This is a genomic window from Psychrobacillus sp. Z16_25 (assembly GCF_056856695.1).
This window is the reverse complement of record NZ_JBXEOV010000005.1, coordinates 25,095-51,334: the sequence shown is the minus strand read 5'-3', so window position 1 is coordinate 51,334 and position 26,240 is coordinate 25,095. Positions and strand designations below refer to the sequence as shown.

Here is a 26,240-nt window from a genome sequence, read left to right as displayed (position 1 = left end):
TGCGAGTCTTACTGCCCGTTAATGCGGGATAAACGACTACATTCTCGGAATGCATAATGCTTACAACCTATACATTTGTCTAAGTTTATATGATTAAGCGCATAATTTATAGCTTCTCCCGTGTGTTCATAAAAATTACTTTCTCCAATTTCATCATATAATCCTGTTTTTTTCAATAAAGATCTTGGTTGCGTTCGTAAGCCTGATACAAGAATAGTTCCCCCACTTGCTTTCATGGTTTTTACGATATTTGAAAGATTGGATCCACCTGTAGTATCCATATACGGTACCTTACCTAGACGTAAAATTAATATCTTTGCTTCAGGATGAACAACCCCTCGTAACGTTTTTTCAAACATCTGTGCTGACCCAAAAAATAGTGGTCCTTCAATCGTACAAATATTAATTTGTGGGCAGTCGTGTCCCTCATTTAAGATATGAGGTGTTACTCTTTGACGCTTATCAGCTGGATCTGGCAGCACCTTTGAAACGACCTGTAAATCACTCATTCTTTTTACAAAGATAATCATAGAAAGTAGTATACCTACTCCGACAGCAGTAGTTAAATCAACAAAAACAGTTAATAAAAATATAGTGACAAGAATAATTGAATCCCATGTTCTCGTTTTGAGAATTTGTTTAAACTTTTCTATTTCACTCATATTCCATGCCACGACCATTAAGATAGGCGCCATACTAGCTAAAGGAATATTAGATGCAAGCGGCGCTAATAATAAAAGCACAGCTAAGACGACTAACCCATGAATAATACCGGATACTGGGGATGCTGCACCATTCTTTACATTGGTTGCTGTTCGAGCGACAGCCCCCGTGGCAGGAATCCCACCAAATAAAGGCGTTACCATATTGGCAATCCCTTGACCGATTAATTCACGATTACTATTGTGCTTAGTACCTGTCATTTCATCAGCCACGACAGCAGATAATAATGATTCTATACCTCCTAGCATAGCAATAACTAAAGCAGGACCAATTAACATTATAATTCGATCCCATGTTATTTCAGGAAATTGAAGGCTCGGTAAAGTATTAGGAATCTCTCCATAGGTAGAACCTATTGTAGCTAGTTGCTCAGGAAAAAATATCGTTGCTACTATACTTGATCCTATCAATCCCACTAACGCTCCTGGAACTTTAGGTAGACACTTACGTGTAATTAAAATAAGAATTAGACCAATTATAGCTACAATCACACTATATATATTTATTGTATCTAAATGTAGATAAATTTCTTTCATTTTATCTGTGAAATGTTCTTGGTTCTTCATACCAGTAAGTCCTAAAAAGTTACTGATTTGACCTGAAAAAATAGTGACTGCTATCCCCGTCGTGAAACCAATGGTCACTGGTCTCGGGATATATTTTATTAATTCCCCAAGCTTAAATATCCCCATTAAAACCAGCAGTATTCCCGCTAAAAATCCTGCAATTAATAGATTTTCGTATCCATAACTAATAACGATACCTAATAGAATCGGAATAAAGGCACCCGTAGGTCCTGCGATTTGAAATTTGGATCCACCAAAAATAGATACGATAATACCCGCAATAATTGTTGTGTAAATACCGTACTCTGGTTTCACACCTGACGCTATCGCAAACGCCATCCCAAGTGGAACAGCAATAACGCCCACAATTATCCCTGAAATCAAATCCTTCCGAAATTTTTCTAGTGAATAATCACTGAATATTCCCGAATTCAACCTAAAATCATCTCTCTTTATATTAGTATATTTGATTATTTGAATATACTAATATGATATAAAATCAATGTCAATCTGTTTTCCTAATGCAAATATTGTTAGTTTATATTTGAAGTAATATTTCATTTTAGACAAGCTAAAAATAGATGAAAAAAACTAGAGAGACAACGGTTTTTGTTGCATAAGAAAATTAGTTTAAATAAAAAACACCAAGAATATTAGTTACCCCTACATTCTGGATCGTTTATTAAAAACTGCACTTACATATAATACAGTTCTCCGCTATTTGCTAAATGCGGTCTAATGTAGTTCGATGATTTCAACGTCCTAAAAAATGTATTTTGCGCAATTTCTTCGGCTATATCCTTGTCACATGCTAAATATCTTGTATAAGTAAACATCCACAATACACCTCCATGTTAAATCACTAGAGTTGATTTCCGTTCTGGCTGGACGCTTTCCTGGGGCCGCGGCTTCGGGACAACAGGATGTTGTTCAGGAAAACGTTGGCACACGATGTGCCGTTCTTAGTTTCCCATCTTGTTTCGGATGCGCTTATCCCCAAGGAGTCGCCAGCCGACACTTCAATTCTTATTTGTCATCCCCACCTTTCGGTGAAGAACCATAAATTTTGTATCTTAATACAAATTTTACACATAGTTTTCTCTTCAGACACAATTCAAACACAGTTTTGTAACTGTTTCTCCTTAAAGGAAAAAGCTATTCTAACATAATATAAATATAATAATAATTAGATATATTATTTTTTGAATTTACCATTTTATTAAAAAAAGGAGGAAGAATCTTGGACATACTTGAGTTAGCACGATTACAGTATGCAATTACAACTATTTTCCACTTCTTTTTTGTTCCGCTATCAATCGGAACGATTTTTATAGTGGCCATTATGGAAACATTGTATGCTGTGAAGAAAAAAGAAGTTTATCTACAGATGTCTAAGTTTTGGGGAAAAATATTTCTATTATCCTTTGCAGTTGGTGTTGTAACAGGGATTTTACAAGAATTTCAATTTGGAATGAACTGGTCTGAATACTCTCGCTTTATGGGAGATGTTTTCGGAGCACCGTTAGCGGTAGAGGCATTACTTGCATTCTTTATGGAATCTACCTTTATCGGGGTTTGGATGTTTGGTCGCGACAAACTACCTAAATGGGCTATTGCAGCATCAGCGTGGCTTGTAAGTATTGGTACGATGATATCCGCTCTTTGGATTTTAGCTGCCAACTCATTTATGCAAGAGCCTGTCGGATTTGAAATTCAAAACGGAAAAGCAGTACTAACTGACTTTATGGCGCTTTTAACAAATCCACAATTACTCGTTGAATTTCCACATACTATCTTTGGAGCACTTGCAACTGGTGGTTTAGTAGTCGGCGGTATTAGTGCATATAACTTATTAAAAAAACGTCACATGGAATTTTTCCGTAAATCGTTTAATATCGCGATGGTTATTGCTTTTATTAGTGGAGTTGCAATTGCATTTACTGGTCACTCGCAAGCACAACATCTAATGCAATCACAGCCAATGAAAATGGCAGCAAGTGAAGCGCTGTGGGAAGATAGTGAAGACCCTGCAGGTTGGACTGTCGTTGGTGGTATTGATGTAGAAAATCATCAAAACACATGGCAAATTGATGTACCTTATGCTTTGAGCTTTCTAGCATATAACAAGTTCGAAGGTGCTGTCCCAGGAATGCTGACACTTCAAGAAGAATATGAAGAGAAATATGGTGAAGGAATCAATTATATTCCTCCTGTTAAGACGGTATTCTGGAGCTTCCGAATAATGGTTGTTTTCGGTGGATTAATGGTTTTACTAAGTATGTTAGGTCTATTCTTCTCTTACAAAAAAACACTTGAGAAGAAATCATGGTTATTAAAAGTATTACTTTACACTATTCCACTGCCATTCATTGCAAATACGGCAGGTTGGATTATGACAGAAATCGGACGTCAACCATGGACAGTATTTGGTTACTATACAACAGCTCAATCGGTTTCACCGAATGTATCGGCAGGTCAAATTTTATTTTCAACTATTTCCTTCTCAACTGCCTATATTGTTTTAGCGATTGTTATGATTTATATGACAGCTCGCGTTGCGAAACAAGGTCCAGATCAACAAGTTGAAAATAACAATGATGTTGATTTATTGAGCAAGGAGGCGTTTGAGTCATGAGTTTACCTGAATTATGGTTTGTCCTAATTGCCGTATTATTTATCGGGTTCTTTTTCCTTGAAGGATTTGACTTCGGTGTCGGGATGTCCACTCGCTTAATCGCAAAAAACAAACTGGAGCGTGAACAGCTTTTAAAAACAATTGGACCGTTCTGGGATGCCAATGAAGTATGGTTAATAACAGCTGGTGGTGCTTTGTTTGCTGCATTCCCTAACTGGTATGCAACTATGTTTAGCGGATATTATACAGTATTCGTTATTTTCCTACTTGCGCTTATCGCTCGAGGAGTAGGGATCGAATATGTTCACCATACCAAAACGGACAAGTATATAAATGTTTGGCATTGGTGTATAGCGATTGGTAGTTTCTTATCCCCTTTCTTATTAGGGATGTTATTTACTAGCTTAGTGCGTGGCATGCCAATCGATGAAACGATGACGCTATACGGAAGTTTTTCTGACTATGTGAACGTATACACTGTTGTTGGTGGGCTTGCTGTTGTTCTGTTATCACTTGTTCACGGTATAACATTTATAGGACTTCGTACAACAGGGCCTGTACATGATCGAGCAATTAAAATGTTAAATAAGGTTTATATCGTATTATTTGCTGGTTTAGTTGCATTTGCGGTATTAACGTATATAGAAACAGATTTATTTGAGGCAAGACCTGTCGCAACACCATTACTTTTAGTGTTAGTTGTCATTAGTGCTATTCTTGGATTCGTTTTTGTGAATAAAAAGAAAGAAGGATTTGCCTTTGCAATGACTGGCTTCACTATTATCTTTACAGTAGCGATGCTATTTATAGGGCTATTCCCACGCGTAATGATTAGTAGTTTTGGCCCTTCATTTGACTTAACGATTTTCAACTCAGCTAGTGGTGAATATACACTTTCTGTTATGACAAAGGTGGCAGTTACATTATTACCATTTGTGGTTGGTTATCAAATTTGGAGTTACTACGTGTTCCGTAAACGTATTCATCCTAAGAAATAGCTGAAAAGGTTGTGTGATGAATGCTCAATCGATCAATATTAACATTAAATGGCATAAAAAAAACGTTAACCATTTTATTTGTCATTGCACTTTTACAAAGTGTAATGACTGTTTTACAAGCCGTTGCTCTCGCAATGACTATTACGAACTTATTTAATGGGGAAAAGTTGACTACTCAACTTGTTCCCCTACTTTTGTTTATCGTTTTCTATGTCGGAAAACACTTCCTCATCTTTTTACGCGATAAAATAATGGTCACTTTTTCCATTCAAAGTGGTGCCGATTTGCGCAAAAAATTAAACACAAAATTGTTTCAACTCGGTCCAAATATTACGTCAACAGAGGGTACAGGCAATATTGTGACAATGGCGTTAGAAGGGGTTTCCCAAGTAGAAAACTATATTAAATTATTTTTACCAAAACTATTCAATATGCTGATTATTCCTATTGTTATTTTTCTGTACACACTATCGTTAGATGTTCGATCAGCTATTATTTTGCTGCTTGTCTTACCTACCCTACTATTTTTCCTTATTTTATTAGGGAGAGCAGCCAGAATTCGAGCGGATAAACAATACGAATCATATCAGGTTCTTTCTAATCACTTTGTAGATTCTCTTCGAGGGTTAGAAACATTAAAGTTACTTGGCTTAAGTAAAAATTACGATAGAAATGTCGAGCAAGTAAGTGAACGCTACCGAAAATCAACAATGGGTACATTGGCGATTGCTTTTTTATCATCTTTCGCTCTTCAATTTTTCACAAGTTTATCAGTAGCCATTGTTGCATTGTTTTTAGGGCTAGGTTTAATAGATGGAGAAATATTATTGTTTCCAGCATTAACGATTTTAATTTTAGCACCGGAATATTTCCAACCAATCCGTGATTTTGGGACTGATTATCACGCAACACTAGACGGAAAAAATGCAATGAGTGCTATATATAACATACTTAATCTTCCTGAACACAACAAACAGTCGATTGAATTGAAACGGTGGAATGAACAATCTACCATCACCCTTTCGAATGTTGCCGTCCAACATAAAGAAAGCAATCAACCATCTTTACGACAGCTTTCCTTTTCATGGACAGGGTTTGGAAAAATAGGGATCGTCGGTGCAAGTGGATCAGGAAAATCGACACTCATTAATGTGTTAAGTGGCTTTTTACAACCGACAAACGGTGAAATTGAAGTAAACGGTAATAGAATATCAAGTTTAAGAGCAGAAAACTGGCAGCAACAAATTTTATATATTCCACAAAAACCATATATTTTCAATGATACGATTGCAAAAAACGTATCATTTTACACACCGAATGTAACGAGGGAACAAATAGAAAATGCTTGCAAATTAGCTGGTTTGACTGACATGATTGAACGTTTACCAAACGGATTGGATGAAGTCATTGGTGAAAGTGGACGGGTCGTAAGTGGCGGACAAGAACAAAGAATTGCACTCGCTCGTGGCTTTTTAGATCAAACGCGAAATATATTATTGTTTGATGAACCAACTGCTCACTTAGATATTGAAACGGAATATGAAATGAAACAAAGTATGTTACCGCTATTCGATAACAAATTAGTGTTTTTTGCTACACATCGTCTTCATTGGATGTTAGAAATGGATTGGATATTTGTCCTTGATGAAGGACGACTCATAGAGATGGGTACCCACGAGGAACTTCTTGCAAAACAAGGCACTTACTATGATTTTGTTAAAGCCGGGCTCCATTCGGAGGTGGAATGATGTTGAAAGAAAGTCGAACAAGTATATTAAACCATTCGTGGATCCAACCGTATGTGAAACAAAATAAAAAATTACTCTTGATCGTTATTTTGTTAGGTGTTCTTACAGTTTGTAGTGCTGGTGCTTTAATGTTTACATCGGGTTATCTTATTTCGAAATCTGCGACACGTCCACAAAATATTTTCCTTGTCTATATACCGATTGTTTTAGTTCGTGCCTTCGGGATTGCACAACCCGTTTTGGCCTATGGTAAACAATTAACAAGTCATAATTTTGTATTAAAAGTTTTATCGAAAATGCGTGTTCGATTGTATCAAAAATTAGAAACACAAAGCCTACTGCTCAAATCACGCTTTAAAACAGGGGATTTACTCGGCGTATTAGCAGACGATTTAGAACACCTTCAAAATTTATATTTAAAAACAATTTTTCCAAGTGTCGTTGGGTTTGTACTCTATTTTCTAATTGTCATTGCTCTTGGTTTTTTCTCCATACCATTCGCCTTATTCACGCTAATCATGTTGTTTGTACTAGTTGTGCTTGTTCCACTTGTTTCTGTACTTGCCAATCGAAAACGACAAATGACAATGAAATCTGTTCGTACGCACCTTTACCAAACGTTAACAGATGCTGTAATGGGATTGAGTGATTGGAAAATAAGTGGTCGCCAACAAGATTTCTTAGCATCCTATGAAAACGTTGAAAAACAACAAGACGACTTAGAACTAAGCATGGAGCAATTTAATCGCTGGCGTGATTTTTTATTTCAAATAGTGGTTGCTTTCATTGTCGCATTAATGGTTGTTTTTGCTTATAACAATGTCGAAGCAGGTGTATTCAATCATTTATGGATTGCAGCCTTTGTGCTTATTGTATTCCCGTTAATGGAAGCATTTGCACCCATTTCAGGGGCCGTGACACACTTACCAAATTACAATCAATCGCTTCAACGACTTGAAAAAATTGAACAGTCTAGTATCGAACATCAGCAAGTGGATGAAGAAATATTAAATCGCTTAAACGAAAGTACGAATTTTACACTAGCAATGAACTGTGTAGATTTTCGCTATCATGAAAACCAACCCCTTGTTCTTCATCAACTTAATCTAACAATCGAACAAGGTGAAAAAATCGCGATTCTCGGAAAAAGTGGTGCTGGGAAAAGTACAATTGCTAAACTGTTGCTCGGATCTATCGAAGCAACAAATGGACAGGTAACAATCAATCATGTTCCAACAAGTAAATTGACTGATGAAATGTCCAAATATATTTCTGTATTACAGCAAAAGCCACATTTATTTGACTCTAGTGTGATGAACAATATCCGTCTAGGAAATATCCATGCTTCAGACGAACAAGTGATAGAAGTTGCTAAACGAGTACAGCTTCATGACTATATTCATTCACTTTCAGATGGATATCATACGAAAATGCAAGAATTAGGAGAGCGTTTCTCAGGCGGGGAACGTCAACGAATCGCCCTTGCACGTATTTTATTACAAAAAACACCGATTGTTATTTTAGATGAGCCAACAATTGGTCTAGATGCTATTACAGAAAAAAAATTACTCGATACAATTTTCCGAAGTTTAGAAGGCAAAACTGTTATTTGGATTACTCATCATTTAATAGGTGTAGAAAAAATGGATCGCGTGCTCTTTATCGATCATGGTCGCATTGTAATGGAAGGCACTCATCAACAATTAGTGCACCACAATCCACGTTACCAAAACCTTTATCATATGGATTGCCCTATTACGGATCGAAAAAAATAAAAGCACAAATACCTTCGAAATAATTAAAAGCAATATTTTATGCCTCAATACGAAAATAGCACCTTCCAAACTAACTGGAATGGTGCTGTTATTTCATAAAAAACCGCTCTTATTTATGATACGGTTCTCCCCGCATAATTCGAAACGCGCGGTAAATCTGCTCCAGCAACACTAGCTTCATCAGCTGATGAGGCAAAGTCATCTTTGAAAAGGATAGCTTCTCGTCGCTACGCTTCATGACTTCCTCATGCAGCCCCAAAGATCCTCCGATTACGAAAGCAATCTTGCTTTTACCGTATGTCATCAATGACTCCAAATCAGCTGCTAGCTGCTCAGACGATTTCATTTTTCCTTCAATTGCTAAGGCTATGACGTAAGTGTCGGGGGCAATCTTGGAAAGGATACGATCTGCTTCCTTCTTCTTTACAATCTCCATGTCTGCTTCGCTTAGATTCTCGGGTGCTTTTTCATCTGCTACTTCGATTAGCTCCATTTTTGCATAGCTACCCAATCGTTTCGTATACTCGTCCATCCCCATTTTTAGATATTTTTCCTTTAACTTTCCTACCGTTATTATTTGTATATTCACAGGTTATCCACCTTTACATTTTGTTTACAAACATGTTATTCACAGCACTTATACACATATCCACAATAGTTATCTACATATTGTGTTTCACTTTTCATGTGCCACAATATATATTGCAGGACTGTTACAATAGGTACAGGTTGTGGATAACTTTTCTTCTTCTTTTATCTTTTCCATCATCGGAAAGGTTTTCTCTTCTGCCACAAACATGTCTAAAGCTTGATTTATATGGGTTTCGCAACTGAATATTCTCATAATTTATCTTTCCTCTCGGTTTATTAACTATTCACAAACTTATTCACAATTCACATTATTTATCCACAATCCATTGTAACAAATAGAAAACGAGTAGGAAAGACAAGATATCCCGTCACCTACTCGTTGTGAATTTGTTTCAATTGTAACATTAAGTTATCCACATGTTTATAAATTGTTGGATTCCTTTAAGGTTAAGTTTAATTCCACTAACTCTCCTTGGCGATATACCTTCACCTTCATCGTATCCCCAATTTCTTTTTCGTTATATAAATGTTTTCGAAGGTCGATTGTGCTCTCAATCTTTTCTCCATCCATTTCTACAATTACGTCGTATGTTTTCATTCCTGCTTGAGCAGCCGGTGTATTTTCTAGAACTTCATCCACCACTACACCAGTAGTTACTTCTACAGGTAATTTTAAAGTATCTCGTTGATGATACGCTGGTACATTTGTTAAATCAACCAATGTCACACCCATTGAAGGTCTATTAACTTTCCCGTTTGTTTCTAAATCCTCAATAATCGGGATTGCTGAATTAATAGGAATGGCTAGGCCGATTCCTTCAATAGTTGATTCAGAAATCTTCATAGAATTAATGCCAACTAATTGTCCTGCAACGTTTATAAGAGCTCCTCCGCTGTTTCCTGGATTAATCGCCGCATCTGTCTGTAAAACATCTGCCTGCCAATCCTCTACTCCATCACCGTTAATGTCAACCGGAATAGCACGGTCTTTACCTGACACTACCCCTGTTGTCACTGATCCATAAAAGTCGAGGCCAAGTGGGTTTCCAATAGCAATTACTGTTTCACCTTGCTTAAGGGCATCTGAATCGCCAAACTCTAAGACAGTATCGATTCCCTTTGCATCCATTTCTAACACAGCTAAATCGGTCCATATATCACTGCCGACAAGCGTTGCTTCTACCTTTGAACCATTATCCAAAGTTACCTCCAGTGCCTCTGCACCCTCAATCACATGGTAATTTGTGATGACAAATGCTCTTCCGTTATCTACTTTATAAATAACACCCGATCCAGTACCCGCTTCTTGCTGGCTTGTTGAGTGACTCCAAAAATTATTAACCGATTGAATATTGGTCACACCTACAACTGCTGAAGAGACTTCTTCTACTGCAGTAGTAACATCTGTGGTAATATCAATACTCACCCGCTCTGAACTTCCAATGCCAGTAGAGTTTTTTGTACCAGAGTCCGTCTGGTTGGAAACAACGGAAGGGATAAAAAACCATACCAGCAAAGCACCAACAAGTACACCTGCTAGCCCGCTAATAAAGTAACCTGCTAATCCTTTCTTTTCCTTCCTTTTAGAATTCGGCTCCTTAGGTGGCTCCTGAGGTCCATATATCGTTTCATGTTCCATTTTCATTCTCCCTTTCTATGTTCACGTTATAATATGTGCTATTCATAGCTTTAATTTACCCATCGGAGATTAAAATTAAATGAAAATTATTTAAAAGTTAAATAAAAAGCACTAAAGGCGATGAAAACCTTTAGTGCTTCGATTAAACTAAAACTAATTCTGTTGGTATATTGGCATCTGTATCATGTAAGTGAACGTATTCCCCTGCGATAATTCCGCAGGATTGAAGAGTTTGTGTAACGCTCATACGAGCAAGGTCCTTCATATTGTTATCTCGACTCAAGTGGGATAAATACACATTTGTATTCTTGATATCAATAACCTCACTCATTGCAACAGCTGCATCCTCATTGGATACATGTCCTACATCACTAAGGATTCTACGTTTAACTGACCAAGGATAACGTCCCATTTGAAGCATACTCACATCATGATTACTCTCAAATACATACGTATCTGCTCCTTTGATGTGGCCTTTCATCCGATCACTCACATAGCCAGTATCTGTTATGAGGACTAGCTTTCGATTATTTTCATGAAATATATAAAACATAGGATCAGCGGCATCATGCGATACGGCAAACGATTGAATATCTACAGAGCCAAATGTTTTGACTGTTTCCATATCAAAATGAAAGCGTTGATCCACAGGAATGTTGCCCACTAAAGGATCCATTGCTTGCCAAGTCTTACTGTTCGCAAAAACAGGGATTCCATACTTACGAGCAATGACACCAAGACCTTTAATATGATCGCTATGCTCATGCGTCACAAAGATTCCGGAAAGGTTTTTCATTTCTCGTCCGATTCCTTGGAACAGCTCCTCCATTTTCTTACCGCTTAGTCCGACATCGACTAGAAAGGAATGCTCGCCACTTTCTACATAGATGGCATTACCGCTGCTCCCACTAGCTAATACACTAAACTTCATATTGAAAAACTCCTTATTTAACTACTGCTTGTTCTATCTCTTTTGGTATATCAATTATTTTACCTTCTACTGCATTAACAAAATGCTCTTCTATTGTACCATCTTCAAGCTCAATTAAAATGTGCCAAGTTGGTGCCAATACTTGTGTCTCAGCTTCTTGTACTAATGTGGAGTATCCTAATTCAAACTCTACTATTTTGGATTTACTCTTTAAGAAGCCTCGATTATACAAAGGTTGAATAGTCTTTTGTGGTGTAAGAAGCTTTTCCAATTCATTAAATTCTTCTAAATCATCTAGAAGCGTTTGCTCATAAGAAGTCAGTTCTTTATTTTCGTTCCAATAAACAACTAGTTTTGCATTTTGATTATAAAATACCACTCGGTCCTCTACAGTTTGAAAGAAAGTGGCCATGTTTTTTTCTTCATCCATCTTCCATATTTGATAGGACGATCCCTGAAAAATGTTTTGATGAATATATTCCGTTAGGTCTGTTTTATCTGTAAAGGAAACTGGCTCCTCAAAATTTCCGATTAGTTGAAAAGAAGATTTAATCTCTACCTGTTGGTTTTCTAAACTCTCTAGCTCTTCAGGATCAAACTGGTGTACGAAGCCCGACACATAAAAGGCTTCCTGGATTTTGACTGCTTCCGCCTTTGAAATATCTATATCCTCCAGTAAAAGCCTTTCCTCTAATGGAGTATCAATTACTACCTCGTATTGCTCATTATATCGATTTAAATAGAGGGAAAATAGAAAGACATTTAATATAGAAAACACGATAATAAATATCGTTTTCGTTTTATTCCAGTCCAGATCTGCCACCTCCTAAAATCTCCTCTGAAACACGAATCCATGTCCCGTTTAAGGAATAGTACCAATTCGGCTCCAAAGTTATTAAAGGTTGGTTTTCATTTCTCGATAACTGATAGCCAAGTGTTAAATCCATTATCGATGAGATTGAAACATCTGGAATAGAAGACAGCAAATCGTATACTTCCTGTCCAGAGGGCAACACAACCTCCTGCTTTGTAGGAAGCGGACTTAACGTATAATAAGGACGGTTGTACCGATATACTCGATTTACGCCCCAATATTGAATTATTTCTGTTGCAGTATCATTACTGAAAACTGGCAAACCACTAAAATAAAGCTGATAGACCACCTGCTGATTGTTTATATTAAGCCTGCTATAACGATAATCATCTGTCCATCCATCATGCTCATTTACAAAGCTTAAGCTATTTTGGATTAAATCTGAAGGATTTATAGAAATGTTACTCTCAGATGCTGGATGAACATAATTTAAGCTGCGATTCTGAAAATCTACCTCCATCATCGCGCTATCATCCGTATACTCTAAGCCATTTGTTCGCAGAGGATTTGTTCGGACTAAGGATGGATTACTAAACAAAGCATTTTTAAAGCGATCTGTCGGTATATCCTCCATGTAATAAGTAGATCTTGTCAGTTTCTCAGGTGATGCAGAAATATATAGAGAAAGTTTTCCTGCTCTCTCTATTTCATTATACACTGGCAGTGACGTTAATTGACTATTAAGACGTTCAACATAAGCATCTCTATCTTCTTTGTCTACCGCAGCTTGATACACCTTATGGGTTGTGGTATTGATGAAATATACATAGATACCTTCTTTCGCTCCCTTAGACCAGTCAATGACCAATTGATTAAAGGAGCTTTCCGGAAAAACAGTATCCGTGAAAGGTAAGATAGTTGCAAGTGTCTTAATTGGAACCCCTGCTGGATAAAAGAAGGTCATTCTATCTGGTCCACTTACATATTCATTTATTTGCTTTGCATTTGCCTGATTATTAAGCAGAGTCACTGTTTGTACTTCCCACGCCTTTATGATATTTATTTCTCTTTCAATGACTGTAGAGGAGCTAGTACCTCGAAGGACGTCCCCTTGATTGACTATTAGACGATAAGGCTTAATGACATCCTCCATCCTCTTTTTCTCTGCTATTGCTATATTTACAACGGGATCCTCAATTTTCTCATAGGATGGAGAGTATGTCCAAATAGAGAAGGTGAGAGTTAGGCTCATAATTATCAACAACAGTAAAACAGCAGATTTTACATGCTCTAGATATTTCATTCCCACTCACCTTCCTCGTCCATTACAATATCTAACGTAAAGAAAATAGTTGTTCCATTGCCCTCTTCACTCTCTGCCCATATCTTTCCGCCATGTGCCTCTATCATTTCCCGGGCAATTGCTAGTCCAAGACCAGTACCTCCCATTGACCTTGCTCTTGCACGGTCTACACGATAGAAGCGATCAAAGATTCGATTTACATTTTCTGAAGGTATACCCATTCCATCATCTGAGACCATTACCTGCAGCTGGTTATCCTTGACTACACAGCCAAACCGTATATTTCCTCCATCTGGAGAATATTTAATAGCATTTGAGATGATATTATCAATAACCTGTGTTAGCTTGTCGGTATCAATATCAACGTAATATGGTGTTTCCGGGAGCATACGTTGGAAGGTGACATTTTGAGATTTAGCCATTTCAAAACGGTCTATTATTCGGTCGAAAAACTTGTTAAAGTTTACAATCTCTCTATTCAAATCATATTCGTGACTATCCATTTTTGATAACTGAAGCAAATCATTTACCAAGCGAATCATCCGCTGGGTTTCCGTTTGTGTCACTTGCAAGAAGGAAGGAGCTATTTCCTCGTCCTTCCAAGCCCCATCTGCTAGAGCCTCTAAATAACTACTCATTGTAGTAAGTGGGGTCCGTAGCTCATGAGATACATTAGCAACAAACTCTCTTCGTTCCATATCAATTTTCTCCTGCTCCGTATTATCATGTAAAACTGCAATGAGTCCATTGACAAAGCCTGTTTCTTTTTGAATAACAGAGAAGCTAGCACGAAGGACAAAAGGCTGTTCCTGTGTACTAAAATCTAAGGTTAAAAATTCATTTAAATGAATAAGATCCTCAAAGGAATATTGAGAGTCTAATCCTAGAACGGAATGTATTGGTCTATTTAAAACTAATTCTCTTGGAGTTCGAAGTAGACGCAAGGCCGGGTCATTAATAAGGATAATGCGCCCTTTACGGTCAGTGGCAATTACACCGTCTGTCATATTCGTTAGTACAGAAGACAGTTTCCTTCTTTCCGCCTCCGTAGTAGAGGTTGCTTCCTGTAATCGATTAGTCAAGTGGTTAAAGGCGATAGCTAAATGACCAATTTCGTCATTTCCATAAACCCTTACTTTTCTTGAGAAGTTCCCCTTAGCCATTGCTTGAGCTTGTTTTCTCATATCAGAAATTGGACGAGTAATGGTTTGAGCAATTAGTATTCCTAGAATGACTGTAATAACTAAAGCAATACCAGTTCCTACTGCAAGAATTTGATTAATCTCATTCATTTGTGCATAAACATTTTCTATATTTGATTCAATATAAAGTGTCCCTATTGCCTCATTTTCGGAAACGATAGGAGTTGCTAGCTTCCAAATTCTTTTCCCATCGTCAAGGGCTATTCCATTAAACTCGTCCGGTAGACTGATGGAAAGACGGACCAGTTCATCCATAGATTTTTGCCCAACTATATCCTGGTTGTTATGATTAGAAGTAGCTAAAACCTGATAGTTTGCATCGATTACACGAACTTCTTTGATATCCTCGGAATTTAGACCTGTTAAAATAGAACGTAAGCTTTGTTCCAGCGTTACGTCCCCTTCATTTCGCACCCTTAATATTTCTTCTCTAGCACTAAATTCTAGTAGCCCTGCTCTATCTCTAATGGAATCCTGAAAATTATCTGTTAACTTTTCTTCAAGCTCCTTGACAAAGTAAAGCCCAATTATCTGCATGGCAATAAGAATCAGTAAGATATAAATAAACACGATCTTCGTGTGTATTGATTTGAAATAACCTACTTTTTGCATTTCGTTACTCCTGTTCAGGATTACGTAAATAGTAGCCGACGCCTCTTCTTGTCACTATCCAGTTTGGATGACTTGGATTATCCTCGATTTTTTCTCTTAAACGCCTAATCGTAACATCGACTGTTCTTACGTCTCCAAAATAATCATAGCCCCATACAGTTTGCAATAAATGCTCACGAGTCATTACTTGACCTATGTGCTTTGCTAGATAATGTAGTAGTTCAAACTCACGATGAGTAAGCTCGATTGTCTCGTCACGCTTTAATACTAAATAAGCGTCTGGCTGAATAGTTAAAGGACCAATGGTAATATCATTGGTTACAACTTCGGTATCCTCTTGAACTGTTTGATGTCTTCTCATGTTAGCTTTCACTCGAGCAATTAGTTCTCTTGTGCTAAATGGCTTTGTTACATAGTCATCTGCACCAAGCTCTAATCCAAGTACTTTATCAATTTCTGAGTCCTTCGCTGTCAGCATAATAATAGGGAAATTGAAACGTTTCCTTATTTCTCGGCAAACCTCCATACCATCTCTGTTCGGTAACATAATATCTAAAAGCATTAAATCTGGTTGTATTTCGTCTACTTTTTTTAAAGCTTCGTCTCCGTCATATGCACAATATACCTGATAGCCCTCTTTTTTAAGATTGAACTGTAGAATATCTGCAATTGGTTTTTCATCATCTACGACTAAAATTTTCTTACTCATCATGATAGACCCCTTTCTCTCTTGAAAATATATATTTGTAGCAAATTAAATTATTGTAATCAAGTAATCTTTCCTTTACTCTATCATGCTTTTAATCTAGATGCATCCTTGAAACTGTTTGGACCCTTCAGTCGAGTTTTGTCGGATTATTTCCCAGGAAATTTAGCGAGGAATAATTTCATCTTCCATTTTCACATGATGAGGTATTGCGTTTTATACATACACTCTTTTTAAAGAGACGATAGAATCGTGGACTACTCTATTAAATCTAAACTAGTCATTACTTGGTTTTCTCGCTTAATCTATAAAAAAAAACAGCCAAACAATTGACTGTCTTTTTCTCTATTTATTATCTTAACACAGAAAGAGGATTGATGGTTACACCATTCTTTTCTACCTCAAAATGCAAATGAATTCCTGTTGATCTTCCCGTGTTCCCCATTACTCCTATTACAGAGCCTTGTGGAACGACATCCCCTACGCTTACGCTTATAGAAGATAGATGGGCATAGGTTGTTTTATATCCATTTTGGTGATTAATAATAACACGATTGCCATATGTGCCGTCTCTACCTGCAGCCACTACTACACCATTGTCAGCGGCCTTAATATTATAACCACTTGGACGAGCTATATCAATTCCTTCATGCTTACGTCCCCAACGATAACCCATTTTACTAGAAATATAGCCTCCCTCAGCTGGCCATGCAAATGAACCGGATCCACGAGAAGGTATCACTTTTGTTCCTTTTAATACAATACGGTTTTGAGGCTCTACAAGAACCTTCTCTTCCATCGTAGAAGATCCTACTTGCACTCCATTTTCTTTTCTTATTAGATAAGTAGCAAGCCTTTTACCATCAGAACCTTCTTGTTTTACTTTTTTATCCCCTTTAAACATGTCATCAGTTTCAATAACTTCTTTTGCATGTGGGATAACTTCTAACTCTTTTTTCTCATAGTGGACTTCTACATTAATAAGAGGTTTTAATACCGTAACATTTATATCTTGTCCTATTTTCAATAAGCTGTCTTCTGTAATTCCAGGATTGATTTCCTTCAATTCAGATATAGATAGATTGAACTTGCTCGCAATCTTACCTAACACATCGCCTTCTTGAACTTGATACGTTTCTTGTTTCAGTGTGCCGTCTAATAAAAACTGCACAGCTTCATCCACAGCCATTACTTTATTCGGCTCGACTTCTACTGTTACTCCTGAAACCTTTTGCTTTAAAATTAAATCCGCAATTCGGGTTTCACCCTCTTTTAATTTGGGTAAATCTTCATTAGCATTTTTTCTAGCTTCAAGTATAGAATATTCTTCTTCTGAAATATAATTTAGTTTTACCTTACGTATCACTTCTTGGTATTCTTCTATGTCTCTAACGTAGACCGCCATCTCGTCATTAACTAGAAGCGCAAATGCTGATGTCTTTACTTCAACCTGTTCGTTTAACTTTTGAAGAGTTGCTTCATCATTTGTAGTAGGAGTGAATACTTGCTCTGGAACTACTGATAAATCAGTTCCTATTTTCAAGGGAAGAGCTTCATGCTGGGAGCTAGATTCTTTAAGCTTAGAATCTAATAATGCTTGCATTTTTTCTTTATTAGATAATGCCCCTAAATATTGATCTTCTAAGTATATATGATAAATCTCTTTTACGTTATGTTGTCTGTCTTCCTTGGCAAACGCCATATTAAAGGATAGACATAATATTAGTAACATAGCTATAGATGCTTTTTTTGCTATATTAGTTTTTCTGTTAGAAGGTGCTGTCTTAAATGACGATAGTCCTTCTTTCTTTATCTTCCAAAACATGATAAAGCCCCTTCCAAACTACTTTTTTCACACTCCACTAATTTATCATATTTTTAATAGGTCTGTGTTAATATAATCTATCTTGTAAAGAAAATGTATTTTTCATCCCAATATTTCCTATTTAGATATTTTATTTGGAAAATAAATGCTATTAACTAGTAAGTAATACTGTGTATTTTTATATTTTTCCTCTTTATTTTATTTCTCTCCCCATCCTCTCTTTTCTCTTTTTGTTACAATTGTCATAATCGGTTCTAATAGAATGGACATATAAGAAAAGAACTTACTCCTTTCTTCGAACCAACAAGTAGGTAGAGATAATAACTACTCTGAGAAAATCGAAATAAACAAATCAAAAAAGTGGTATTTATAGTGATGATGTTTTCTTCCTCAAGTTCAGCCATAACACAGTGGAAATGAAAGATAGAAAAATGGGGGAAGTGAGTGACAAGTTCTCACTTCCCCCCTACTAGTTAATGATGTTATGGGCCTTCCTTTACCCAACTACTATGCTTCAAGCATAAAAAAATGCCACCAAGTCTTATTGGTGGCATTAGGAACTATTTATCTCCAGACACTGGATACAATGTTTGTTTGTTTTCTATCTGGTCCAACAGAGAATATAGAGAGAGGCACTCCTGTTAGCTGGGAGATTCGCTCTAAATAATGTCTCGCTGTTGCTGGAAGCTCATCTAATGACTTGCAGCCTGTAATATCTTCAGACCATCCAGGAAGCTCCTCATAAACCGGCTCACATTCAGAAAGAATGCGTAGGTTTGCAGGATACTCCGTAATGACTTCCCCTTTATATTTATAAGCAGTACAGATTTTTACTGTTTCAAGCCCCGTTAATACGTCGATTGAATTTACTGTTAGATCCGTAAGACCACTTACTCTCGCAGCATGTCTCACAACTACTGTATCAAACCAACCTATACGACGTGGACGCCCAGTAGTTGTACCATATTCTTTCCCAACTTCTCTTATTTGATTTCCTACCTCGTCAAATAGTTCGGTTGGGAATGGTCCATCTCCTACTCGAGATGTATAAGCCTTGCATACACCCACCACATGAGAAATCTTAGTAGGTCCTACACCTGCACCAATAGTTACTCCACCAGCAACAGGGTTAGAAGACGTTACGAAAGGATATGTTCCTTGGTCGATATCCAACATAACCCCTTGAGCGCCTTCAAATAATACTCGACGACCTTCATCTAAAGCATCATTTAATACCTTAGAAGTGTCTGTTACGTATCTTGCTATTTCTTGCCCATAACCATAAAATTCTTCGAGAATTTCTTCTACTGTGAAACCTTTTGTTTCGTAAAACTTTTCAAACATTCTATTCTTCTCTTCGAGGTTGCGTTCAAGTTTTTCTTTAAACACTTCATAGTCAAGCAGGTCAGCGATTCGTATACCTACTCGAGCAGCTTTATCCATATATGCTGGGCCTATTCCCTTACCAGTCGTTCCAATTTTGTTTGCACCACGTCTTGCTTCCTCTACCTCATCTTGCTTTAGGTGATATGGAAGAATAACATGTGCACGATTAGAGATTCTTAAATTTTCTGTTGTGATTCCACGTTCGTGTAAACCTTTTAACTCTTTTACAAGTGCTCTTGGGTCTACTACCATCCCATTTCCAATAACAGAAATTTTGTCTTTATAAAAAATGCCTGAAGGAATTAAGTGAAGTTTGTATGTTTCTCCACCAAAAATAATCGTATGCCCTGCATTGTTACCACCTTGGTAACGCGCAATTACTTCCGAGTTTTCTGAAAGGAAGTCCGTTATTTTCCCTTTTCCTTCGTCTCCCCACTGTGTTCCAACAACTACTACTGATGGCATTGCCAGCACCTCCGTAGACATTTAAATGTCCTGATTCAAACAGTGTTATTGTACCAATCCTCCATTATGGCGTCAACTAATAACATAAAAAACACGAACAATTAACAATAAAAATTGTTAATATGTTCGTGTTATAGCTACTATGCAGGCGGTGCTTGGTGCTGACTCCAGTCAATGTTCACGAATTTATTAAACTCCTTCACAAATGCTAGAGTGACAGTTCCTGTTGGACCGTTACGTTGTTTTGCAATGATAATCTCAATCATATTTTGGTTTTCTGTTTCCTTATCGTAGTAATCCTCACGATATAAAAAGGCCACAATATCTGCATCCTGCTCAATTGAGCCCGATTCCCTCAAGTCTGACATCATTGGACGCTTATCTTGTCGCTGTTCAACTCCACGAGAAAGCTGTGATAAAGCGATTACTGGTACTTGAAGCTCACGTGCTAACCCTTTGAGAGATCGAGATATTTCGGAAACCTCTTGCTGACGATTGGCTTGACTACCCCCACTACCTTGAATCAATTGCAGGTAGTCAATTAAAATCATCCCTAGTCCATACTCTTGCTTTAGTCGTCTACATTTAGCGCGAATTTCATTTACTCGAATACCAGGCGTGTCGTCTATGAAGATACCTGCGTTTGAAAGGCTTCCCATGGCCATCGTAAGCTTTCTCCAGTCCTCTGTTGTAAGAGATCCTGTACGAAGCACCTGGGCATCTATATTTCCTTCTGCGCAAAGCATACGCATTACGAGCTGCTCTGCTCCCATCTCTAGACTAAAGATAGCAACATTCTCATTCGTCTTCGTAGCAACGTTCTGTGCAACGTTTAGAGAGAAGGCAGTTTTCCCTACAGAAGGTCGAGCGGCAACGATAATAAGGTCATTCCGTTGAAATCCAGCTGTCATCTTATCTAGATCTCGGAAGCCTGTTGGGATTCCTGTTACATCCCCTTTTCTCGTGTGAAGCTTTTCAATATTATCATAGGTCTCAACTAGTACATCTTTAATATGCTTGAAGTCACCAGCGTTCTTTCTATTGGCAACCTCCATCATTTTTCTTTCGGCCTCAGAAAGTAGAGCCTCTACCTCATCTTCTCTTGTAAAGCCATCCTCTACAATAGAGGTAGCTACCCGAATAAGACGACGTAAAAGAGACTTTTCTTCTACTATCTTTGCATAGTGAGCGATATTTGCAGCGGTGGGAACAGAGTTTGCAATTTCACTAATATAGGTTATGCCACCTACATCCTCTAATTCCTTTTTAGCAGAAAGCTCTTCTGTTACAGTTACTACGTCAATTGCTTTTCCTTGATCACTCAGCCTTAACATCGTCTGAAAGATTTTTTGATGTGCTACTCTGTAAAAATCCTCTGGCATGACGATTTCAGCAGCAGTAATCATAGCCTGTGGCTCTAAGAAGATTGCCCCTAGCACGGATTGCTCGGCTTCTTGATTATGTGGCGGAATACGGTCCAATAATGGATCGCTCATTGGACTCTCTCCTTAAGCCTCTTCAGATACATGTACTTTTAATGTTGCAACTACTTCTTGATGTAGTTTTACTGGAACATTTGTATAGCCTAAAGTACGGATTGCATCTTCCAATTCCATTTTACGTTTATCAAGCTTAATCCCATGGGACTTTTCCAGCTGTGCTGCAATTTGTTTTGTAGTAACAGAACCAAATAAGCGACCATCGTTTCCAGACTTTGCTTTCAGTTCTACAGTAATTTGTTCAAGCTTTTCCTTTAGTTGCTTCGCTACTGCTAATTCTTCTGCTGCTTCTTTTTCTGTTTTCTTCTTTTGTCCTTCTAAGGCACTTAGTGCAGAAGGGGTTGCTTCAACTGCTAGCTTATTTTTTAGCAAGAAATTATGAGCGTAGCCATCTGCTACATTTTTAATTTCTCCTTTTTTTCCTTTACCTTTTACGTCTTGTAAGAATACTACTTTCATTCTGCATTTCCTCCTTCAATTGTCTCGGTAATGGCACTCTTTAAAAGTGAAATAGCGTCTTCTTGTGTGGTATTTTCCAATTGGCAGGCAGCATTCGTTAAATGCCCACCACCATTTAATTTTTCCATAATCACCTGGACATTCACATCACCTAAGGACCTGGCACTGATGCCAACTAGATTTTCTCCTCGACGGCCTACTACAAATGATGCGCTCACATTGTTCATGGCCAGCAAAATATCTGCAGTCTGTGCCAATAAGACCTGGCTATAAATTGTTCTTTCATTTCCATAGGCAATTGCGATGCCGTCTTTAAAGAATTCTACATTTTGCACAATTTTAGAACGTTCCACGTAAGTTTCCAAGTCTTCCTTCAGCATTCTTTGAACAAGAATAGTATCCGCTCCATGTGTTCTTAGATAAGATGCAGCTTCAAACGTTCTTGCTCCTGTCCGAAGAGTAAAACTTTTTGTATCAACAATGATACCTGCAAGCATAGCTGTTGCCTCTAACATAGATAGCTTTGCATTTTTCGGCTGGTATTCTATAAGCTCTGTAACAAGCTCCGAAGTAGAGGAAGCATATGGCTCCATATAAACAAGAAGTGTATTGGGGATAAACTCTTCACCGCGTCGATGATGGTCAATTACCACAATTTTTTCTGCTCTCTGCAGTAGTCTTTCATCGATTACTAAACTTGGTTTATGCGTATCTACTACCACGAGCAACGTTTTTTCAGTCATTCTTCCTAAGGCTTCTTCAGGACTTATAAAACGCTCAAACAGCTCTGGCTTTTCCTTTATTTCTGCCATTAAGCGCAGGACACTCTTATCCAGCTCATTAAAATCTATTACAACATAGCCTTTTACTTTATTCATCTCGGCCATTTTTCTTACACCAACAGAAGCTCCGATTGCATCCATGTCAGGTAGACTATGACCCATTATAAATACTTGGTCACTGTCCTGTATTAAATCTTTTAAGGCATGAGATATAACTCTAGCTCTCACCCGCGTACGTTTCTCAATTGGATTTGTCTTTCCTCCGTAGAATTTCACTTTTCCGCTTGGTTGTTTAATTGCCACCTGGTCTCCGCCTCGGCCTAATACTAGATCAAGACTTGACTGTGCTAGCTGGCCTAACTCCACCAAGGAGGTCGAGCCTGCTCCCACTCCTACACTCAAGGTTAAGGAGAAACCTAATTTGGAGGTTGTTTCACGAATATCGTCTAGTATGGAAAACTTACTCTTCTCCAGTTCTAATAGAATGGACTCGTTGAATACAGCTAGGAATCGATCAGAACTAATTCTTTTTACATATATACCGTATTTTGCTCCCCAGTCATTGACACAAGAAGTGACAATGCTATTTAACTGTCCTCGTGTCTGGTCATCCATCCCTTGAGATATCTCATCATAATTATCAATATAAAGGATTCCGATAACTGTTCGATCTCCATAGTACAAGGATTCAATTTCTACTTGCTCTGTTATATCAAAGAAGTACAACAGTTTTTCTTCTGCCTTAAAAAACACCTTATAATTAGAATCATCTAAAGAGATAACCATTTCTTTAGAATCTTCCTGTTTAAGTAACTGTTGAAAATCCTTTGAGATGGAAAGTAAATCCTCTCCAATAATTGTGTCGAATTGCAGCCTTTGAGTCATATAGGGATTTGCCCACTCTATGATATATTGATCATTAATTAAGATGATTCCGATTGGCATCTCTAATAAAGCTTCTTCCCCTACCTTTTTCATTCGATAGGATAAAGTTTCTATATGCTTTTCCGTTTCATCATATACACGCTGTTCAATAATCCATGCATAGAGGAACACCCCGATAACCAAAAGAGAAAATAACAACCCAACTAACAGGTTGTTTGACAGAATTAAATAAGATGCAACCCCACCGAGGAGCATAAATAGTATTAGTGGATATCGTATTGGCCGTTTTCTAAAAAAAGACGCCACTTAATCAGCTCCTTATTTTTTATTCCTGTCCTGTAAATACCCTCTTAAGTTAAAGCCTAAATCTAAGACACCAAGTATGACGGTGAATGTGAATAAAGGCAAAGAAAGAAATGTTGCCAAAACTGCTCCCCACTTTGGCCAGCTCTGCACATGAAAATAATAATGAATTAGGGATACCCCTTGTAAAAATAATAATCCTCTTAATAGTAAAGATGCATTGATTAATACCATATAGCCAAATGTTCCAATTTCAAATGAAACGAATAAAGAAATAATGGATACAATTAGATAATACCATAACACCGCTCTAGGTAATTGAAATTCTCTAAATTTCGGGAACCTCGGTATTTGGATCTTTAGTTTTTTCAATAGTGGTAAATTGATGGATAAATAAATCAACGCTGTGACCATCATTCCAACAATAAAGTAAGTCGGCATGATGTTTTGGATAATCTTCATGCTTTCCACTGCCATTTGGTCAAACCACTCTGTATCTTGACCAAGCGTAGTCAATGTTTTACTTATCTGCTCGTAGTATATTTCAAGCCCTACAAAAAATTCCTCTATTACATTTATGTTTAACATAACAATAGATATCATATATTGGAATAGTGTAACAAACATCAGGTAAATACCTGTTGTCATTAGCATATAAAGCTTCGACTTTTTACTACGCAAAGCATCTCCCATGATAAATCCTAAGGGAGCAACCAATAGACCAAATAGCAGCCCAAACAGACCCGCTCCTATAATAAAAGAAATGACAAGTGCTACTATGGTGACCATAATCCCTTGCCTTCTCTCAAATTTGGCACTATACCAAGCAATCGGTAATGGTACAACAAACGAGATTAGTGCACCTAAAACAGGGATATAGAGAGCAATTGCTAATAAAATAGCATACAATGCTATCATCATGGCTCCATATGTTAAATAGCTAGAATTACTTTTCTGCATGGTATACCTTCCTTTTATGTAGTCATCTATACATTGTATCAGATTTCCTACCACAACCAAAATTCCATTTGTGTCCTTCCTAGCACTTATGTCTAGTTTTTTATAGGAATTGTTATTTATATTTGGTTAGTAAGGAGGTATATATATTCCTTGACTATTAAAAAAAAAGACCGGTTTCCCGGTCTTTTCATCTATAACTTATCTTTCATCAGCTGTGAATGGAAGTAAAGCCATGATACGAGCTACTTTGATAGCTCTTGTTAGCTTACGTTGGTACTTCGCGCTAGTTCCTGTCACACGACGTGGAAGAATTTTCCCACGCTCTGACACGAATTTTTTCAACAAATCTACATCTTTATAATCAATGTGAGTGATGTTGTTAGCAGTGAAGTAACAAACTTTACGGCGTCTTTTGCCTCCGCGACGTGGTGCCATAATAGATTGCCTCCTTTTCGATTAAGGTAATAATATACGCGAGAATTAGTTTTTAGAACGGCAGATCGTCATCCGATACTTCTATCGGACCGCTGCTGCTTCCAAATGGATCGTCATCTACACGTGTATAATTTTGCTGATTCGTTGGTTGGTTTTGCTGATATGTTGGATATGGATTATTCTGTTGGCCACCGCCAAATGATTGTCCACCTTGGCCACCACCAGAACTTCCACGTGGTTCTAAGAACTGAACGCTGTCACAGACAACATCCGTCGTATAAACACGCTTACCATCTTGTCCTTCATAACTACCTGTTTGAATACGCCCTTCAACACCAGCCAAACTTCCTTTTTTCAAAAAGTTTGCCGTATTTTCAGCTTGTTTTCTCCAAACCACGCAGTTGATAAAATCAGCTTCTCTTTCACCCTGTTGGTTTGAGAATGTTCGATTCACAGCAAGTGTGAATCTTGCCATTGCAATACCACTCGGCGTATATCGAAGTTCCGGATCTTTTGTTAGTCTTCCAACTAGCACGACACGGTTAATCATCAGTTTTCAACCTCCCTCGTTCAGCATTCGTAGTCGATTTCTTATTTTTCGTCCATACGTACAGCAATGTGACGGATAATGTCTTCATTGATGTTAGCTAGACGAATGTACTCATCGATTGCTTTAGAATCAGCATTTACTTTAACGATTTGGTAGTAACCTTCACGTAAGTCGTTAATCTCGTAAGCTAAACGGCGTTTACCCCATTCTTTTGCTTCGATGATTTCAGCTCCGTTAGAAGTTAAGATTTCGTTGAAACGCTCCACTAGAGCTTTCTTCGCATCTTCTTCAATCGCTGGTTGAATAATGTACATTAATTCGTACTTTCTCATCTATTTACACCTCCCTATGGTCTTTGGCCGACTGCGAACAGGCGACAAGGAGCAAGTAATACTATTACTCACATCAATTTATTGTAGCACAACTTCTCTCTACTATCAACAAAATG

22 protein-coding genes are annotated in these 26,240 nt (G+C 37.6%); 4 read left to right on the top strand and 18 right to left on the bottom strand.

Going from position 1 to position 26,240, the window contains the following annotated elements:
* Positions 1–8: 8 nt before the first annotated feature.
* Positions 9–1,724, bottom strand: coding sequence for a SulP family inorganic anion transporter (locus AC1VU3_RS07285; protein ID WP_482983194.1), 1,716 nt, complete (start codon positions 1,722–1,724; stop codon positions 9–11).
* Positions 1,725–2,529: 805 nt separating this feature from the next.
* On the opposite strand from AC1VU3_RS07285, the gene AC1VU3_RS07280 reads away from it, so the two are divergent.
* From AC1VU3_RS07280 to cydC, 4 genes are read left to right on the top strand one after another with little or no spacing between them, the layout of a single operon-like run.
* A complete protein-coding gene (locus AC1VU3_RS07280; protein ID WP_480389227.1) occupies positions 2,530–3,924 on the top strand; it encodes a cytochrome ubiquinol oxidase subunit I in 1,395 nt (464 codons plus the stop codon).
* Complete coding sequence (cydB, locus tag AC1VU3_RS07275) at positions 3,921–4,922, top strand: cytochrome d ubiquinol oxidase subunit II (RefSeq protein ID WP_482983193.1); 1,002 nt, start codon at positions 3,921–3,923, stop codon at positions 4,920–4,922. The genes AC1VU3_RS07280 and cydB overlap by 4 nt, the downstream gene beginning before the upstream one ends.
* A 20-nt stretch (positions 4,923–4,942) precedes the next feature.
* Positions 4,943–6,670, top strand: coding sequence for a thiol reductant ABC exporter subunit CydD (gene cydD / locus AC1VU3_RS07270; RefSeq protein WP_480389229.1), 1,728 nt, complete (start codon positions 4,943–4,945; stop codon positions 6,668–6,670).
* 23 nt (positions 6,671–6,693) lie between these two features.
* Complete coding sequence (gene cydC / locus AC1VU3_RS07265; RefSeq protein WP_482983235.1) at positions 6,694–8,445, top strand: thiol reductant ABC exporter subunit CydC; 1,752 nt, start codon at positions 6,694–6,696, stop codon at positions 8,443–8,445.
* Positions 8,446–8,554: 109 nt separating this feature from the next.
* Here cydC and rlmH read toward each other — a convergent pair whose 3' ends face one another.
* The 17 genes from rlmH to rpsF form a co-directional block, all read right to left on the bottom strand.
* Positions 8,555–9,034, bottom strand: coding sequence for a 23S rRNA (pseudouridine(1915)-N(3))-methyltransferase RlmH (gene rlmH / locus AC1VU3_RS07260; RefSeq protein ID WP_480389232.1), 480 nt, complete (start codon positions 9,032–9,034; stop codon positions 8,555–8,557).
* An 87-nt stretch (positions 9,035–9,121) separates the two neighbouring features.
* Complete coding sequence (locus AC1VU3_RS07255; protein ID WP_480389233.1) at positions 9,122–9,289, bottom strand: CxxH/CxxC protein; 168 nt, start codon at positions 9,287–9,289, stop codon at positions 9,122–9,124.
* 168 nt (positions 9,290–9,457) lie between these two features.
* Positions 9,458–10,681: a S1C family serine protease gene (locus AC1VU3_RS07250; RefSeq protein ID WP_482983192.1), complete on the bottom strand. Its 1,224-nt coding sequence runs from the start codon at positions 10,679–10,681 to the stop codon at positions 9,458–9,460.
* Positions 10,682–10,817: 136 nt separating this feature from the next.
* The gene (locus AC1VU3_RS07245; RefSeq protein ID WP_482983191.1) at positions 10,818–11,606 is read right to left on the bottom strand and encodes an MBL fold metallo-hydrolase; all 789 of its coding nucleotides are present in this window, start codon (positions 11,604–11,606) and stop codon (positions 10,818–10,820) included.
* Between the two features lie 13 nt (positions 11,607–11,619).
* On the bottom strand, positions 11,620–12,429 hold the full coding sequence (locus AC1VU3_RS07240) for a two-component system regulatory protein YycI (RefSeq protein ID WP_480389236.1): 810 nt from the start codon (positions 12,427–12,429) through the stop codon (positions 11,620–11,622).
* Positions 12,407–13,723 carry a YycH family regulatory protein gene (locus AC1VU3_RS07235; RefSeq protein ID WP_480389237.1) on the bottom strand — a complete coding sequence of 439 codons (1,317 nt, stop codon included), beginning with the start codon at positions 13,721–13,723 and terminating at the stop codon, positions 12,407–12,409. The genes AC1VU3_RS07240 and AC1VU3_RS07235 overlap by 23 nt, the downstream gene beginning before the upstream one ends.
* Complete coding sequence (gene walK, locus AC1VU3_RS07230; RefSeq protein ID WP_480389238.1) at positions 13,720–15,537, bottom strand: cell wall metabolism sensor histidine kinase WalK; 1,818 nt, start codon at positions 15,535–15,537, stop codon at positions 13,720–13,722. The genes AC1VU3_RS07235 and walK overlap by 4 nt, the downstream gene beginning before the upstream one ends.
* A gap of 4 nt (positions 15,538–15,541) precedes the next feature.
* Positions 15,542–16,246: a response regulator YycF gene (gene yycF / locus AC1VU3_RS07225; protein WP_480389239.1), complete on the bottom strand. Its 705-nt coding sequence runs from the start codon at positions 16,244–16,246 to the stop codon at positions 15,542–15,544.
* A 349-nt stretch (positions 16,247–16,595) separates the two neighbouring features.
* Positions 16,596–18,068 carry a peptidoglycan DD-metalloendopeptidase family protein gene (locus AC1VU3_RS07220; RefSeq protein ID WP_480389240.1) on the bottom strand — a complete coding sequence of 491 codons (1,473 nt, stop codon included), beginning with the start codon at positions 18,066–18,068 and terminating at the stop codon, positions 16,596–16,598.
* Positions 18,069–18,632: 564 nt separating this feature from the next.
* The gene (locus tag AC1VU3_RS07215) at positions 18,633–19,919 is read right to left on the bottom strand and encodes an adenylosuccinate synthase (protein ID WP_482983190.1); all 1,287 of its coding nucleotides are present in this window, start codon (positions 19,917–19,919) and stop codon (positions 18,633–18,635) included.
* Positions 19,920–20,059: 140 nt separating this feature from the next.
* Entirely contained in the window at positions 20,060–21,415 is a 1,356-nt protein-coding gene (gene dnaB, locus AC1VU3_RS07210; protein WP_480389242.1) for a replicative DNA helicase, read from the bottom strand.
* 12 nt (positions 21,416–21,427) lie between these two features.
* Complete coding sequence (rplI, locus tag AC1VU3_RS07205; protein WP_482983189.1) at positions 21,428–21,877, bottom strand: 50S ribosomal protein L9; 450 nt, start codon at positions 21,875–21,877, stop codon at positions 21,428–21,430.
* Complete coding sequence (locus tag AC1VU3_RS07200) at positions 21,874–23,850, bottom strand: DHH family phosphoesterase (RefSeq protein WP_482983188.1); 1,977 nt, start codon at positions 23,848–23,850, stop codon at positions 21,874–21,876. The genes rplI and AC1VU3_RS07200 overlap by 4 nt, the downstream gene beginning before the upstream one ends.
* A gap of 12 nt (positions 23,851–23,862) precedes the next feature.
* Positions 23,863–24,807: a YybS family protein gene (locus AC1VU3_RS07195; RefSeq protein ID WP_480389245.1), complete on the bottom strand. Its 945-nt coding sequence runs from the start codon at positions 24,805–24,807 to the stop codon at positions 23,863–23,865.
* A gap of 198 nt (positions 24,808–25,005) precedes the next feature.
* On the bottom strand, positions 25,006–25,242 hold the full coding sequence (gene rpsR / locus AC1VU3_RS07190; protein WP_480389246.1) for a 30S ribosomal protein S18: 237 nt from the start codon (positions 25,240–25,242) through the stop codon (positions 25,006–25,008).
* Between the two features lie 52 nt (positions 25,243–25,294).
* Positions 25,295–25,792: a single-stranded DNA-binding protein gene (gene ssb, locus AC1VU3_RS07185; RefSeq protein ID WP_480389247.1), complete on the bottom strand. Its 498-nt coding sequence runs from the start codon at positions 25,790–25,792 to the stop codon at positions 25,295–25,297.
* A gap of 41 nt (positions 25,793–25,833) precedes the next feature.
* Complete coding sequence (gene rpsF, locus AC1VU3_RS07180) at positions 25,834–26,124, bottom strand: 30S ribosomal protein S6 (RefSeq protein ID WP_480389248.1); 291 nt, start codon at positions 26,122–26,124, stop codon at positions 25,834–25,836.
* Positions 26,125–26,240 lie beyond the last annotated feature (116 nt).